Here is a 14,847-nt window from a genome sequence, read left to right as displayed (position 1 = left end):
GGTAATGATTAAAGAATCTGAATGAGGAGTGGTGTAATGAAAAAGATACTTGGTCCGATACTAGTAATTGTTGGATTGTTGGTTGTTGCGGCTTTGGTTCTTATTCCAAGCTACAATAAATTTGTCACATTGGAAGAAAATATTAATGAATCTTATGCACAAGTTGAAAATCAGTTGCAAAGAAGATTGGATTTAATTCCAAACTTAGTTGAAACAGTAAAAGGGTTTGCAAGTCATGAGAAAGAAGTAATTTCAGATATCTCAAATGCAAGGGCTAAACTTGCAGGTGCTCAAGGTCCTGACGAGCAATCAGCGGCAAATGGAGAGTTGGAAAGCGCATTAGGACGCCTTCTGGTAGTTGTTGAGAACTATCCTGATTTAAAAGCAAATGAGAACTTTATACAATTGATGGATTCACTTGAAGGCACCGAAAATAGAATTGGCGTTGCGAGACAGGATTATAATACTGAAGTTGGGAAATACAACAAACAAGTAAAGCGTTTTCCTGGAAAATTGACTGCCTCAATATTTGGATTTGAAGAGAAAGAATATTTTCAAGCGGATGCAGCTGCGAGCGATGCACCAAAAGTTGATTTTGGAAATGACAAAGATTGATGCGTTATTTGGTAAACAGCTTTCTACTATCATTGATCGTCGTGCTATCCTTTTTTACATCGGTGACGTTCGCAGCTGAAGTCCCGAAACCAAAAGGAAGTAGCATTTTCATACAAGACTTTGCGAATGTTCTATCCGAAGAACAAGTAAAAGAACTCACTAACTATGCATTTCAATTGGAAGACGCGACAACTGCACAACTTGTTGTACTCATCATGCCGAATATTGGTGACGAAGCTGTCGAAGAATTCTCGGTGAAGGCATACCGTGAATATGGATTAGGTACGAAAGAAGATAATAACGGCGCTCTTTTAGTTGTTACAACTGAAGAAAATTCAGATGGAAATCGTCATTTTTACTTACAAGTCGGTTATGGCCTTGAAGGCGCACTTCCAGATGGGAAAGTAGGAAGAATCATTGATGCGGTAGCTATTCCATATTTGAAAAAGGAACAACCCGATTTAGCAATCATGGAAGCATACAAAACTTTTTTCAATGAAATTGCTAAAGAATATAATTGGGACACCGCAGTTGCACCAGTTACTGTAGTCGATCCTGATGATGATACCGGTTTTGGTATCCCTTTTCCGATAATAGTAATTATTATCCTTTTCGTCATTATGAGTTTTGGTAAAGGTGGCAGAGGAGGAAGAGGCGGCGGGTCTGGCGGTCGTAGAAGTGGCGGACCGATCGTTTATCCGGGTTATTTTGGCGGAGGTGGCCGAGGTGGCGGTGGTGGTTTCCGTGGCGGCGGTGGAGGTTCCACTGGCGGAGGCGGAGCAGGTAGAAGTTGGTAAAGAAAAAAGACAGTATCTCTTGAGCGTCATTTGGGGAATGCTGTCCCTTTTTCATTTATACTCGTAGTAAGAATGAATTGTGTGGAGGGATTGGATATGCATATTGTTTTTTATACAAAGTTGGGTTGTTCGTTATGTGATGATGCTGAAAGAATGATGGAATTGGTTCGGGAAGACTATCCGCTATCATGGACAAGCGTTAATATATTGGAAGATGATGTGGCTCATGAAAAATATATGTTCATGATTCCCGTCATAGAAATGAATAACGAAGTTTTATTATCAGGTAATATTGGATATGTAGACATTGTTGAATTATTTGTAAAGTAAAGCTGAAACGTATATAATGCATGTATAGTATTTTTTTGATTCATGTGGGACGTTTAATGTTCGTTAGGGACTTTAAACGCCCCTCGGTGAATGAGGAGTTGATAATTTGGAAAGTGTTTTTGAAGCTCAAAGTAAACTAGTTCCAGAAATGGTTGAGTTAATGATGGAAAGATACCGATTGTTAAAGTTGGTAAAAGCAGCTGGACCTGTGGGGAGAAGAACTCTCGGAGAAGTATCCAATATGACAGAACGTGAAATTCGAACAATGCTCGATCACCTCAGAGACCAACGATTAATAAACATATCCAAAACAGGTACATCCATTACCAACGAAGGAATAAAAGTTCTACATGCACTTGAAACAACTATAGATAATCTGTCCAGACTATCTTTACTTGCAAAGAAACTAGAAGACTTCCTTGGAATTCGATCCGTAAAAGTTGTGGATGGCTCGACTGAAAATAGTTCGCTTGGCATCGAGGCGGCAAAGCAATTTATGAATGAAATTGGTGATGGGAAAACAGTTGCAGTTACGGGTGGTACGTCTATCGCCCTAATACCTAAATATATTAAGAGTTCTATGCTCCAAAAAGATTTACTTTTCATAGCGGCACGTGGAGGAGTAGGGGAAGAAATTGGTTTGCAGGCAAATGTAATTGCGGCTTCCTTTGCAGAGGCATGCGACAGTTCATATAAAGCATTCTATTATCCCGAAGCGTTAGGCGAAGAAGCTCATAAAGCATTCCTAAAGGATCCTGCTATCTTGAAGATGATTGATCTTTATAATACTACCGATTGTGTCTTGCACGGAATAGGTGACGCACAGACAATGGCCAAACTTCGCAATTCATCAATGGAAGAACAACAACTTTTATTGGAAAAGGGAGCGAAAGGGGAATCGTTTGGTTATTATTTTGACCGGAGTGGTAAAGAAGTTCAACGCTTACGAACAGTTGGAATTCAAACTGAGCAATTACAAGAAGTACCATTGATTATTGCTGTGGCTGGAGGAAAGAATAAGGCGGAAGCGATTCTGTCCTATATGGCAAGTGCACCTAAACAAACGATCCTTGTTACAGACGAAAGTGCAGCCAACGAAATGTTACGCCTTTTAACAGAGTGTGTTAAATAACGAGTAGTGGAGGAATAGAAATGACGATAAAAGTTGCAATTAATGGATTTGGACGAGTGGGTAGAGTTGTTTTAAGGGAAGCATTAAAATCAGGGAAGATTGAGGTAGTTGCAATCAACGATTTAGCGGATGCTGCAATGCTTGCACATTTACTTAAATACGATACAGTTCATGGTGTTTTTGATGCTGAAATTGGTGTAGATGAAAACAATATACTTGTTAATGGTAAAAAGATTCAAGTATTTAGTGAGAAGGATCCTTCTTCTTTGCCTTGGGGTGAACTTGATATAGATTTTGTAATTGAGGCAACAGGTATTTTCCGTACAAGAGAAACGTTACAAAAGCATATTGATGCGGGGGCGAAAAAAGTTATTTTGTCCGCACCTGCACAAGGAGAGTTAACAACGCTTGTTATGGGAGTGAATCATGAAATATATGATCCTGAAAAGGATGACATTATTTCAAATGCTTCTTGCACAACAAACTGCTTAGCTCCTGTCGTGAAAGTTCTTAATGACAAATTCGGAGTGAAACGTGGATTGATGACTACAATTCACTCATACACAAATGATCAAAGGTTGTTAGATTTACCACATTCGGATTATAGACGTGCACGTGCAGCTGCCGAATCCATGATTCCAACGACGACAGGTGCTGCTGCTTCAGTAGCAAAAGTAATCCCTGAAATGAAAGGTAGACTTGATGGAATGGCTGTCCGGGTTCCAACACCCAATGTGTCACTTGTAGATTTAGTTGCGGAGCTTGATAAAACCGTTACAGTCGAAGAGGTAAATAAGGCTTTTAAAGATTCCTCTGAAAATGAATTAAAAGGAATAATGGTGTACAGTGATCTTCCTTTAGTTTCTAGTGATTATAATGGAAATCCTTCTTCATCAACAATAGATGGCTTGTCCACTATGGTTCTTGAAGGGAATATGGTGAAGGTAATTGCCTGGTACGATAACGAAACTGCTTATTCAGTACGGTGTATTGATTTGGCGATTTATATGTATACGAAAGTTTTATCTTAATACCTCTTCCTGAATTTTGAAAAAGCACTGAAATTCGGACACAATTACGTCAAGAAGTAATTGAAAAGCAGTAAAACATAGCCATATAGCTTAATAAACATTATAATGTAAATGGGTATGAGGAACGGTAAATATACCGTTCCTCATTTTTAATTTAATGTGGAGGTGGGCATTTTTCATGATGTCTAAAAAGACAATGAAAGATATGCAGCTTGAAGGAAAACGCGTTTTTTGTCGAGTAGATTTTAATGTACCGACAGAAGATGGAATAATAACGGACGATACTAGAATCCGTGCAGCAATTCCAACTATCAAATACTTAATAGAACATGGTGCAAAAGTTATCCTTGCAAGTCATCTCGGTCGTCCAAAAGGTGAAGTGAATGAGAAACTACGACTTACAGGAGCGGGCGAAAAGCTTGTAGAGTTGCTTGGGAAATCCATTGTAAAACTAGATTCATCTATTGGAGAAGAAGTAGAGAATGCCATTTCTTCTATGCAAAATGGAGATATTGTTCTTCTTGAAAATGTTCGTTTCCATCCTGGTGAGGAACAAAATGATTCGGATTTAGCGAAGAAGTTTGCGGACTTGGCAGATGTATTTGTCAATGATGCTTTTGGAGTTGCACATCGTGCACATGCCTCAACAGCTGGTATCGCAGAACATATTCCAGCAGTTTCTGGTTTTTTATTGGAAAAAGAAATTGATGTATTGGGAAAAGCACGTACAAATCCGGAGCGTCCATTCACAGCAATTATCGGCGGGGCCAAAGTGAAAGATAAGATAGGCGTTATCGATCAATTACTAGATAAAGTAGATAATTTACTAATTGGTGGCGGGCTTTCTTATACTTTTTCAAAAGCACAGGGGTACGAAATCGGCAATTCGCTTGTAGAAGAAGATAAAGTTGAACTGGCTAAGTATTTTATTAAAAAGGCTGAAGAAAAAGGTGTGAAACTCTACCTACCAGTCGATGCTGTAATTGCGAAAGAATTTTCAGCGGACACATTAACGAAAGAAGTCTCAATCGATTCTATTCCAGAAGGATGGATGGGACTGGATATTGGATCTAAAACGATTGAATTGTATTCTGATATTATAAATAAGTCTAAACTAATTATTTGGAATGGACCTATGGGTGTTTTTGAAATGAAACCATTTGAAAATGGGACGAAAAGCATTACAGAAGTTATGGCGAAAACGAATGCGTATACCGTAATTGGTGGTGGTGATTCCGCCGCTGCAGTTAAGAAGTTCGGTGTAGGTGATAAAATGGATCATATTTCTACAGGCGGTGGCGCTTCTCTTGAATTCATGGAGGGCAAAGAGTTACCAGGTGTTACTGCATTAGACGATAAGTAAATGGAGGTGTTTTTTTTGCGGAAACGTATCATTGCTGGGAATTGGAAAATGTATAAAACAATCGATGAAGCAAAGAATTTTGCTCAAGAAGTAAAAGGGAAATTAATTGAATCGGAAATTGTAGAAGCAGTCATTTGTCCACCTGCCCCGTACCTGTACGAGCTTGCAGAAATTACAAAAGGATATTCAATTAAAATTGGTGCACAGACGATGCATGAAGAAATCGAAGGGGCATTTACAGGAGAAATCAGCCCTACAATGCTTAGTAATCTTGGTGTTCAATATGTCATCATCGGTCATTCAGAGCGTCGTATGTATTTTAACGAAACAGATCAGTCGGTAAATAAGAAAGTTAAGGCGGCGTTTGAATCGAACCTAACGCCAATTGTTTGCGTTGGGGAATCTTTAGAGGAACGCGAAAGCAATAAAACAGTTGAAATAGTCTCAAATCAAGTAACAAAAGCATTTCTAAATAGAACAGGTGAGACAATCGAAAAAGCGGTAATTGCTTATGAACCAATTTGGGCAATCGGAACTGGAAAGACAGCTACAGCTGACGATGCCAATGAGGTTTGTCACGCAATCCGAAATACGGTTGAGGAATTGTATGGTGCGGATGTAGCAAATAAAGTCCGAATTCAATACGGTGGTAGTGTTAAACCTGAAAATATAGAAGAACTTCTTACAAAGGAACATATAGACGGTGCACTTGTAGGTGGGGCAAGCTTAGATTCTAATTCGTTTTTAAAACTAATTGAGGCTGCATCGTATGAGTAATGGTCCGGTAGCTTTAATCATTCTTGACGGTTTTGGGTTACGCGGAGAAACTATGGGTAATGCCGTTGCACAGGCAAAGAAACCAAGTTTTGATTTACTCTGGGAAAACTTTCCTCACACGACGTTAACCGCATCAGGTGAGGCAGTTGGTCTCCCCGAAGGGCAGATGGGGAATTCTGAGGTAGGACATTTAAATATAGGTGCTGGAAGAATTGTCTATCAAAATCTGACTCGCATTAACAAATCGATTCGTGAAGCAGACTTTTTCCAAAATACAGCCCTTCATAAAGCAATTGCACATGTAAAAGAAAATAATTCCGCTTTACATTTAATAGGCCTTCTCTCTGATGGAGGGGTACATAGCCATGATGAACATTTATTTGCACTTTTAAAACTAGCAAAATTAAATGATGTAGATCAAGTTTTTGTCCATGTGTTTTTAGATGGACGGGATGTTGCCCAACAATCTGCTCTTGATTATCTACAACAAACCGAAACAATGATAGAAGAAATCGGTGTTGGAAAAATTGCTTCAGTATCCGGTCGTTACTACGCAATGGATCGTGATAAACGATGGGATCGAGTAGAAAAAGCATACAATGCAATCGTTTATGGAACTGCACTTACAGCGGTAACTCCTACAGCAGGTGTGCTTCGTTCGTATGAACAAGACGTCAATGATGAATTTGTCATGCCGTTTATTATAGAAGAACTTGGTCAGCCTGTTGCAACAGTTGAAGATTCGGATGCCGTGGTGTTTTTTAACTTCCGTCCAGACCGTTCGATTCAACTATCTCGGGCATTTACCGACAATACATTTATTGGTTTTGAAAAAGAAGCTAAGAAATTTAAGAATTTGAAATTTGTAACCTTTACCCATTACAGTGATGAAGTTGTGGCAGATGTTGCTTTTAATAATGAAAACCTTGAGGATACATTAGGTGAAGTAATTTCAAACAATGGACTGAGACAGTTAAGAATTGCAGAAACAGAAAAATATCCACATGTCACTTTCTTCATGAGTGGTGGTAGAGAAGAAAAGTTCCTTGGTGAAGAGCGTATACTCATTGCTTCTCCTAAAGTTGCAACTTATGATTTGAAGCCAGAAATGAGTGCGTATGAAGTAACAAATGCATTAATAAATGCAATCGATAATGATTTATTTGACGCGATTATACTTAATTTTGCGAATCCTGATATGGTTGGACATAGTGGGCTTCTTGAACCAACTATAAAAGCAATTGAAACTGTTGATGAATGTCTAGGAATAATTATTGACGCACTCCATGCAAAAGGTGGATCTGCAATTGTTACCGCAGATCATGGGAATGCCGATGAAGTAATTACTATAGAAGGTACTCCAATGACTGCACATACTACGAACCCTGTTCCGGTAATTGTTACGCATCCAGATCTAGTTTTGCGTGAAGGCGGAATACTAGCAGACCTTGCTCCAACAATGCTAAAATTACTTGATTTAAAACAACCAGACAAAATGACAGGAAATTCATTATTTTGATTAAGGGGAGAAAAACATGCCGATTATTACAAATATCCAAGCAAGAGAAGTTCTTGATTCACGTGGAAATCCAACGGTAGAAGTTGAAGTATTTACACTAAGCGGTGCTTTTGGGCGAGCAATCGTTCCTTCAGGTGCGTCAACAGGTGAGTACGAAGCAGTTGAACTACGTGATGGTGATGAAAAACGTTACAATGGAAAAGGTGTTTTAAAAGCCGTTAGTCATGTAAATGAAAACATTGCAGAAGAATTACTTGAAGAAGGCTATTCGGTTCTTGACCAAGTAGTAATTGATAAAGTATTAATTGAACTTGATGGTACACCGAATAAAGGTAAATTAGGCGCAAATGCAATATTAGGCGTATCGATGGCCGTTGCACATGCAGCAGCTGATTATCTTGATGTTCCCTTGTATCAATACTTAGGTGGAGTAAACGCGAAACAATTACCAGTTCCAATGTTGAACATCTTAAATGGTGGCGAACATGCAGATAATAACGTAGACATTCAAGAATTTATGATTATGCCTGTAGGTGCTGAATCATTTAGACATGGTCTTCGTATGGGAGCGGAAATCTTCCATAGTCTACGCACAGTGTTGCAAAGTAAAGGCATGAATACTTCTGTCGGCGATGAAGGCGGATTCGCTCCAAACTTGGCTTCGAGCGAAGAGGCACTGGACACTATACTAGAAGCCATCGAAAAAGCTGGTTACAAACCAGGCGAAGAAATTCTTCTTGCATTGGATGTTGCAGCATCTGAATTTTATAATAAAGATGAAAAAACATACAATCTAGCTGGTGAAGGCGTGAAAAGAACATCTGCTGAAATGGTTGATTGGTATGAGAAGCTTTGCGACAAATATCCAATCATTTCGATCGAAGATGGACTCGATGAAAATGACTGGGCTGGACATAAACTATTAACTGAACGATTAGGGGATAGAGTTCAACTTGTTGGTGATGATCTGTTTGTTACAAACACAGAGAAATTGGCACGTGGAATTAAAGAAGGCGTAGGCAACTCGATTCTCATTAAAGTGAATCAAATTGGTACACTAACAGAAACATTTGATGCAATCGAAATGGCGAAACGTGCCGGCTTTACAGCTATCATTTCCCATCGTTCTGGTGAATCTGAAGATACAACGATTGCTGATATCGCAGTTGCAACAAACGCAGGACAAATTAAAACAGGTGCACCGTCACGTTCAGACCGTGTTGCAAAATACAATCAGTTGCTTCGAATTGAAGACCAACTCGACAATACGGCAGAATATTATGGATTGAAAACATTTTATAATTTGAAGAAGTAATACTTAAAAGCCCGCATATGCGGGCTTTTTTTTATCCAAAAAATACGGCAATAAGTTATACATCTTTGAAAATTGGACTAAAAAAGTTTGAATCCGCATAAGATGCATTGAGAAAGCAAGAACTGGGACAACTTATAAATATGATTCATTAAGTAGAGTACAAGTCGGATTAAAGAAACTCATAATCCAATAGCTTTCTAAGTATATTATGAGAAAGATTGGTTAACAATAGTAATGCCGTGAAGAAGGGGATGTGGTTGCATTTGGAAGAAACATTAAGTTTACAAGAACTCTTTAAAACGATTCGCAAAAGACTTTTACTTATTACATGCATCGTTTTATTCGCAGTAGGAGCCGCTGCAGTTGTTAGTTACAACTATTTAACACCCATTTACGAATCATCCACACAAATACTTATAAATCAGCCGAAAGAGTCTACAAGTTCAGGAAGTACACCTGATATCCAAACGAATTTACAACTCATTAATACGTATAATGTCATAATAAAAAGTCATGCAATTTTATCAATAGTAATAGAGAAAATGGAGTTGAACACGACTCCTTCTGAACTTCATTCAAAAGTGTCTGTAAATAGTGCTCAAAATTCACAAGTAATTAATGTTAGTGTCCAAGATATAAATTTAGAAAGATCCGTTCAAGTTGCAAATACGATTGCAGAGGTATTTCAAGAAGAAATCAAGATGTTGATGAACATGGATAATGTAAATGTCCTCTCACCAGCTATTTACAATGAAAATCAATCACCAATTAAGCCGAGTCCCATATTAAATATTGCGATTGCTGCTGTTATGGGATTAATGGTTGGTACTGGAATTGCATTCATGCTCGAATACTTAGATACAACGATAAAGACGGAACAAGATATTGAAGAATTTCTTGGATTGCCAATGCTGGGTTTTGTGAGTCCGATTTCTCCAGTGAAAATGAAGAAAATAAAGAAAAGTAGTAGCGAAAAGGGAAAGGGGCGATTAATGAATGTTTAAAAAGAAAAAGTTGCTACTGCAAATTTCTCCAAGAAGTCTTGTGACAAGGGATAATACACAATCAATTGTATCGGAACAATATCGAACGATACGTACAAATATCAACTTTTCAATGCCAGATAAAGACTTGAAAACGATTTTAATTACATCAGCTACTTCAGGAGAAGGAAAATCTACTTCTGCTGCAAATATTGCGATTGTGTTTGCTCAAGAAGGAAAAAAGGTGTTGTTGGTGGATGGGGATATGAGAAGACCTACCATGCATTATACTTTTCGCACAACAAACACAGCAGGACTATCCAACTTGCTTACAAGGCAATGGAATGTGGATGATGTCGTAAAGCAGACCGGGGTTGAAGGATTAAATTTAATAACTTGTGGTCAAATCCCTCCAAATCCTGCAGAGCTACTAGGATCAAAATCAATGGATCTGTTAATTAAAGAACTAAAGTTGAAATACGACGTTATCGTTTTTGACGCACCTCCAGTTCTTTCTATAGCTGATGCACAAATATTGGCGAATAAATGTGATGGTACCATTCTCGTTGTAAATTCGGGAGTTACAGATAAAGAAAGTGCTAAAAAAGCAAAGGAAGTATTACAAGCTTCTAAAGCAAATATTATTGGAACATTGTTAAATAATTTTAAATTGGAGAAAAGTCATTATTATTCTGAAAACTATTATCCGGTATCAAAAGTATAGAGAAATTATAAAAAAATCTAGAGGAGGTGATGCTAAGTGATTGATATACACAGTCACTTTTTATTTGATGTAGATGACGGAGCCAAATCAATTGAAGAGACACTTCGAATTCTTAATCATGCTGAAAAAGAAGGAATAAAAGAAATTATCGCTACACCACATGCTTTTGGGTCTCGGTATCATGTGACAAGAGAAATTGTCATGAAAAAGATAGGGGATCTAACGAAGCTTTTGCAAGAAGAAAATGTACAGATTACTGTACATTTTGGCCAGGAAATACGACTCCATGAAAAAATCATACAAAACTTAAAAACTGGAGAGGCAATGACACTAGCGAACTCTAGATACGTTCTTCTGGAACTTCCATCAGACTCAGTCCCAGCTTATACTACCAGAATTATTCAGCTAATAATTGCCGATGGAAAAGTCCCGATCATTGCACATCCAGAACGTAATCGCGGGATTGCGGAAAATCCTGAGCGACTTGAAAAACTTGTTCGGCATGGTGCGACAGCACAAGTAACAGGCGGTAGTTTGTCAGGTCATTTTGGCAAAGATGTGCAAAAACTGGCACTCCGACTGATAGAGGCAAACCTGATTCATACGTATGGTTCGGATGTGCATAACTTGGAAACACGCCCACTATTATTTAATGAAGGTCTCAAATACCTTAAGAAAAAAGGGCATCATGAAATGATAGAAGTTTTACTTGAAAACAATAAACGTATTCTAACAGATACGCCGTTTATCATTTTGGAGCCTGCAATACCTTCTGGAAAGAAGTGGTGGGGTCTTGTTCGCATGTAAATAAGGTTAGAAGAGAGTGAGAAGATGAAGAAAGATGTAGCGATACTTTGTCAATACTTTTACCCTGAACCAATCTCGTCAGCTACCTTACCTACAGAACTTGCTATTGGATTAAGAGAAAGAGGGTTATCAGTGGGAGTATTAAGTGGAAATCCTGGATCTAAACGAGCAGTAAGTTATGACAAAGAAATAAATGGAGTAACGATAAAAAGGGTTACTTATGCGACATTTAATGACAAAAAAAAGGTTGGTAGAATTCTAAATTTCTTTACATTATTCGTTGCAATGCTTTCCAAGACTAACTATTTAAGAGGGTTTAAAACAATTATCGTCTATTCAAATCCTCCAATCCTTCCACTAATTCCTTACTACTTAAACAAGTTTTTTGGAAACAAATTCATATTTGTTTCTTTTGATGTGTATCCAGACAACGCTTTAAAAATGGATTTAATAAAAAAAGGCGGAGTCATTCATAGACTTATGAATTTTATAAATAAAAGAGTGTATAGAAAAGCACATAAAGTGATTCTATTGGGCAGTGAGATGAAGGATTATGTTGTAGAAAATGGACTGGCGCAGACTACTAAAAATCTTGAAGTCATTCCGAATTGGTACTCCAATGAAGCCTCTGTTGTGAATCAGGAAATAATAAATGAAGAGTATATAAAAATTTATGAGGAAAATACATTTGTAGTCTTATATTCAGGAAATATGGGCTTATTTCAAGATATGAACACAATACTAGAAGGTCTATTAACATATAAAAACAATTCGGAGATTCTCTTTATATTTTGTGGTCATGGTACGAAAATGCAAGAAGTTAAAAACTACATCGAACAACATAATATCAACAATGCAAAGGTGTATGGATTTTTAACGGGATCGGAATATGCAGATGTATTAAAAATCAGTGATTTATGTATTGTCAGTTTGGAACAAGGGGTTGAAGGAATGGGTGTTCCAAGTAAGACATATGGTTATCTTGCAGCAGGCAAACCAATTATTGCAATTATGTCATCCAAAACCGATATCGCAATAGACGTTTTGACTTATGAATGTGGAGAAAGTATTCTTCAAGGCGATGTTCAAGGTCTAACAAATGCTATTGAGCAATATAAAGAAGATACAGTACTAAAGCAAAAACACTCTATTAATGCTAAAAAACTTTATACAACAAAATATACAAAAGAAATGAATATCGAAAAATACTATGAACTAATTATAGAAAAACTACCTAATAGTATAAGAGTATGATTTAGAGGTTGGACAATAAAGTAATGTATAAAAAGGACTAGCACAAGACTTTCCAGGTAGTATATGGAAAACGCTTAACTTATCTTTAGCATGATATTTTATAAATACGTTTGAAAGAAGGCGTGATGGCATGAATATACTGGTTATTAATGTCCCTGCTAATAGCGGAGGTGCTTTATCCGTATTAAATGACTTTTACAATCAAGTTTTAAATTATGAAGATAAAACTGTGAACTGGATTTTTGTAATTAGCACTCCACAATTAAAAGAAAATAATAATATCAAAGTGCTAAACTTTCCTTGGGTAAAAAAAAGTTGGGGACATAGATTTTATTTTGATAGTATGATAGCGCCCATTTTGGTTAAGAAATACAATGTGGATAAAGTATTTTCACTTCAAAATGTAAATATCCCCAGGATTAGTTGTGAACAAATATTGTATGTACATCAATCGTTGCCATTTGTAGATTATAAATTTAATTTCAAAGAAAATAAATTACTTTGGATGTATCAAAATGTCATTGGAAAGAGAATTATAAGCTCAATTAAAAAGGCCGATAAAGTAATTGTGCAAACAGAGTGGATGAAAAATGCGTGCATAGAAAAAGCACAAGTAAAAGAAAATAAGTTTCAAGTTATTTCCCCTGAATTTAATCTATACCCAAAATCCTTTTACAAGAATATAGGAGAATCTCGAAATACATTTTTCTATCCAGCGAATGAGATGGAATATAAGAATCATTTAATTATTATTAAAGCCTGCATAGAGTTAAAAAGACACTCAGTTTTGGACTATAAAGTTCTATTAACCTTAAATGGGAATGAAAATGAGCATATTTCCAACCTGAAAAAACAGGTCCTTAAAGAACAACTACCTATCCACTTCATAGGATCTATGACCCGTGAAGAAGTATTTGAAATGTATACGAAATCAATACTTTTATTTCCCTCTTATGTCGAGACTTTTGGATTACCATTGTTGGAGGCTAAATTACATAATGGGGTAATATTTGCTTCAGATTGTCCATTTTCACAAGAGATTTTAAAAGGATATAAAAATGCATATTTTTTCAACCCATTTAATGGTGAGCAACTAGGTGATTTAATGAAAGAAATGTTAAACAACAATATGGAGTACAGGCTCATAACGGATTATGGATTTAAAGAAGAGGTAGGGGAAACGGCTTCGATAATTGACGTCGTTTTAACATAGGTGGAAACTATGTTTTACATTGTTTTTATTTTGGGTGTGCTGTTCTCTTTCTTTGGAAATAACAAAAAAAGTTCCTAATTCTTTTTACATTAATATTGGCATTAATCTCATTCTTTAGATACGGAATTGGAGCGGATTATTTCGCTTATGAATTTTTATATTCAAGATTAAGTGACTCATTAATAACGGAAATTAAATATGGTTTAGATAATCAAGAACTTGGATTTAAGATTATGGGATCTATTTCAAGAAGTATGGGAATTCCTTATCAATCATACTTAGCCATTATTGCTGCAATAAATTTATTTTATATATATAAAATGTCAGTTAAATATAGTAAGAACCCTACGTTAGCAATGTTCCTGTATTTTTCTATGTTTTATCTAGTTTGGACTTTTAGCGGGCTTAGACAGGGACTAACAATAGCGATTGGTCTTTATTACTTATTAAAGTGTATCAAAGAAAACAAGCCCTATAAAATTGTTTTAATTTCGATTGCATTGGCTTTTATTGACTACACTGCATTAGTCCTAATATTACTGTATTTCATATCTAATATTAACTTTAAGAAGAATCATTTAATCTTACTAACAGTTATAAGTGTAATATTTTCTATATTGCCTTTAGGTTTTATCTTTAATTACATTCCAATTCCATTTATCACTGAAAAGTTAGGGCCTTATTTACAATCAGGTTTATCATTTAATTTAATTGATTTTCAAAGTTTTTCTAGAATTGTTTTATTAATAATAATGTTTGTATTTTACGACTGGTTAGTATTGGATAATTATTTTAACAAAAGAATCTTAAATGTTTATATAATAAGCATGTTGTTTTATTTTATATTGCAATTCACAGGTGAGCTAACTGCTGCCAGGCTATCGAGAGTGTAAAATATCTTGTGTAAATGAATAAATACAAAAAGGAAGACCTTTTCTTGGTAGAATTAAGTCACCACAACCAATCCTAGAAAAGAGGCCTTCCCTA

The 14,847-nt window shown here is 36.4% G+C and carries 15 protein-coding genes; all 15 read left to right on the top strand.

Annotated elements, in window-relative coordinates:
- Positions 1-36 precede the first annotated feature (36 nt).
- The 15 genes from ACFSFY_RS02450 (at position 37) to ACFSFY_RS02380 (ending at position 14,753) form a co-directional block, all read left to right on the top strand.
- The gene (locus ACFSFY_RS02450) at positions 37-615 is read left to right on the top strand and encodes a LemA family protein (RefSeq protein ID WP_381535596.1); all 579 of its coding nucleotides are present in this window, start codon (positions 37-39) and stop codon (positions 613-615) included.
- Positions 615-1,412, top strand: coding sequence for a TPM domain-containing protein (locus tag ACFSFY_RS02445; protein WP_381535680.1), 798 nt, complete (start codon positions 615-617; stop codon positions 1,410-1,412). Before ACFSFY_RS02450 ends, ACFSFY_RS02445 begins: the two co-directional genes overlap by 1 nt.
- A 96-nt stretch (positions 1,413-1,508) precedes the next feature.
- A complete protein-coding gene (locus tag ACFSFY_RS02440; RefSeq protein ID WP_381535595.1) occupies positions 1,509-1,742 on the top strand; it encodes a glutaredoxin family protein in 234 nt (77 codons plus the stop codon).
- A 106-nt stretch (positions 1,743-1,848) separates the two neighbouring features.
- Complete coding sequence (locus ACFSFY_RS02435; RefSeq protein WP_381535594.1) at positions 1,849-2,874, top strand: sugar-binding transcriptional regulator; 1,026 nt, start codon at positions 1,849-1,851, stop codon at positions 2,872-2,874.
- A gap of 20 nt (positions 2,875-2,894) precedes the next feature.
- Positions 2,895-3,905, top strand: a complete 1,011-nt coding sequence (gene gap, locus ACFSFY_RS02430; protein ID WP_381535593.1) for a type I glyceraldehyde-3-phosphate dehydrogenase — start codon at positions 2,895-2,897, stop codon at positions 3,903-3,905.
- 178 nt (positions 3,906-4,083) lie between these two features.
- A complete protein-coding gene (locus tag ACFSFY_RS02425; protein WP_381535592.1) occupies positions 4,084-5,268 on the top strand; it encodes a phosphoglycerate kinase in 1,185 nt (394 codons plus the stop codon).
- Between the two features lie 15 nt (positions 5,269-5,283).
- Entirely contained in the window at positions 5,284-6,045 is a 762-nt protein-coding gene (tpiA, locus tag ACFSFY_RS02420; RefSeq protein WP_381535591.1) for a triose-phosphate isomerase, read from the top strand.
- Positions 6,038-7,564, top strand: a complete 1,527-nt coding sequence (gene gpmI, locus ACFSFY_RS02415; protein WP_381535590.1) for a 2,3-bisphosphoglycerate-independent phosphoglycerate mutase — start codon at positions 6,038-6,040, stop codon at positions 7,562-7,564. The genes tpiA and gpmI overlap by 8 nt, the downstream gene beginning before the upstream one ends.
- A 16-nt stretch (positions 7,565-7,580) precedes the next feature.
- Positions 7,581-8,879, top strand: a complete 1,299-nt coding sequence (gene eno / locus ACFSFY_RS02410) for a phosphopyruvate hydratase (RefSeq protein WP_381535589.1) — start codon at positions 7,581-7,583, stop codon at positions 8,877-8,879.
- Between the two features lie 263 nt (positions 8,880-9,142).
- Positions 9,143-9,883, top strand: a complete 741-nt coding sequence (locus tag ACFSFY_RS02405) for a YveK family protein (RefSeq protein WP_381535588.1) — start codon at positions 9,143-9,145, stop codon at positions 9,881-9,883.
- Complete coding sequence (locus tag ACFSFY_RS02400) at positions 9,876-10,586, top strand: CpsD/CapB family tyrosine-protein kinase (RefSeq protein WP_381535587.1); 711 nt, start codon at positions 9,876-9,878, stop codon at positions 10,584-10,586. Before ACFSFY_RS02405 ends, ACFSFY_RS02400 begins: the two co-directional genes overlap by 8 nt.
- Positions 10,587-10,622: 36 nt before the next feature.
- A complete protein-coding gene (locus ACFSFY_RS02395; protein ID WP_381535586.1) occupies positions 10,623-11,393 on the top strand; it encodes a tyrosine-protein phosphatase in 771 nt (256 codons plus the stop codon).
- Between the two features lie 24 nt (positions 11,394-11,417).
- A complete protein-coding gene (locus tag ACFSFY_RS02390; RefSeq protein WP_381535585.1) occupies positions 11,418-12,647 on the top strand; it encodes a glycosyltransferase family 4 protein in 1,230 nt (409 codons plus the stop codon).
- A gap of 130 nt (positions 12,648-12,777) precedes the next feature.
- A complete protein-coding gene (locus ACFSFY_RS02385) occupies positions 12,778-13,860 on the top strand; it encodes a glycosyltransferase (RefSeq protein WP_381535584.1) in 1,083 nt (360 codons plus the stop codon).
- 77 nt (positions 13,861-13,937) lie between these two features.
- On the top strand, positions 13,938-14,753 hold the full coding sequence (locus ACFSFY_RS02380) for an EpsG family protein (protein ID WP_381535679.1): 816 nt from the start codon (positions 13,938-13,940) through the stop codon (positions 14,751-14,753).
- Positions 14,754-14,847 lie beyond the last annotated feature (94 nt).

It is taken from the genome of Sporosarcina siberiensis, assembly GCF_042681925.1.
In the GTDB taxonomy this organism is placed as follows: domain Bacteria; phylum Bacillota; class Bacilli; order Bacillales_A; family Planococcaceae; genus Sporosarcina; species Sporosarcina siberiensis.
Note: the sequence above shows the minus strand (reverse complement) of the source record. Positions and strands in the feature narration are given on the sequence as shown.

Coding starts and splice junctions, on each gene's coding strand:
- ACFSFY_RS02450 (WP_381535596.1), top strand. CDS start 37: ATGAAAAAGATACTTGGTCCGATACTAGTAATTGTTGGATTGTTGGTT.
- ACFSFY_RS02445 (WP_381535680.1), top strand. CDS start 615: ATGCGTTATTTGGTAAACAGCTTTCTACTATCATTGATCGTCGTGCTA.
- ACFSFY_RS02440 (WP_381535595.1), top strand. CDS start 1,509: ATGCATATTGTTTTTTATACAAAGTTGGGTTGTTCGTTATGTGATGAT.
- gap (WP_381535593.1), top strand. CDS start 2,895: ATGACGATAAAAGTTGCAATTAATGGATTTGGACGAGTGGGTAGAGTT.
- ACFSFY_RS02425 (WP_381535592.1), top strand. CDS start 4,084: ATGATGTCTAAAAAGACAATGAAAGATATGCAGCTTGAAGGAAAACGC.
- gpmI (WP_381535590.1), top strand. CDS start 6,038: ATGAGTAATGGTCCGGTAGCTTTAATCATTCTTGACGGTTTTGGGTTA.
- eno (WP_381535589.1), top strand. CDS start 7,581: ATGCCGATTATTACAAATATCCAAGCAAGAGAAGTTCTTGATTCACGT.
- ACFSFY_RS02400 (WP_381535587.1), top strand. CDS start 9,876: ATGTTTAAAAAGAAAAAGTTGCTACTGCAAATTTCTCCAAGAAGTCTT.
- ACFSFY_RS02390 (WP_381535585.1), top strand. CDS start 11,418: ATGAAGAAAGATGTAGCGATACTTTGTCAATACTTTTACCCTGAACCA.
- ACFSFY_RS02385 (WP_381535584.1), top strand. CDS start 12,778: ATGAATATACTGGTTATTAATGTCCCTGCTAATAGCGGAGGTGCTTTA.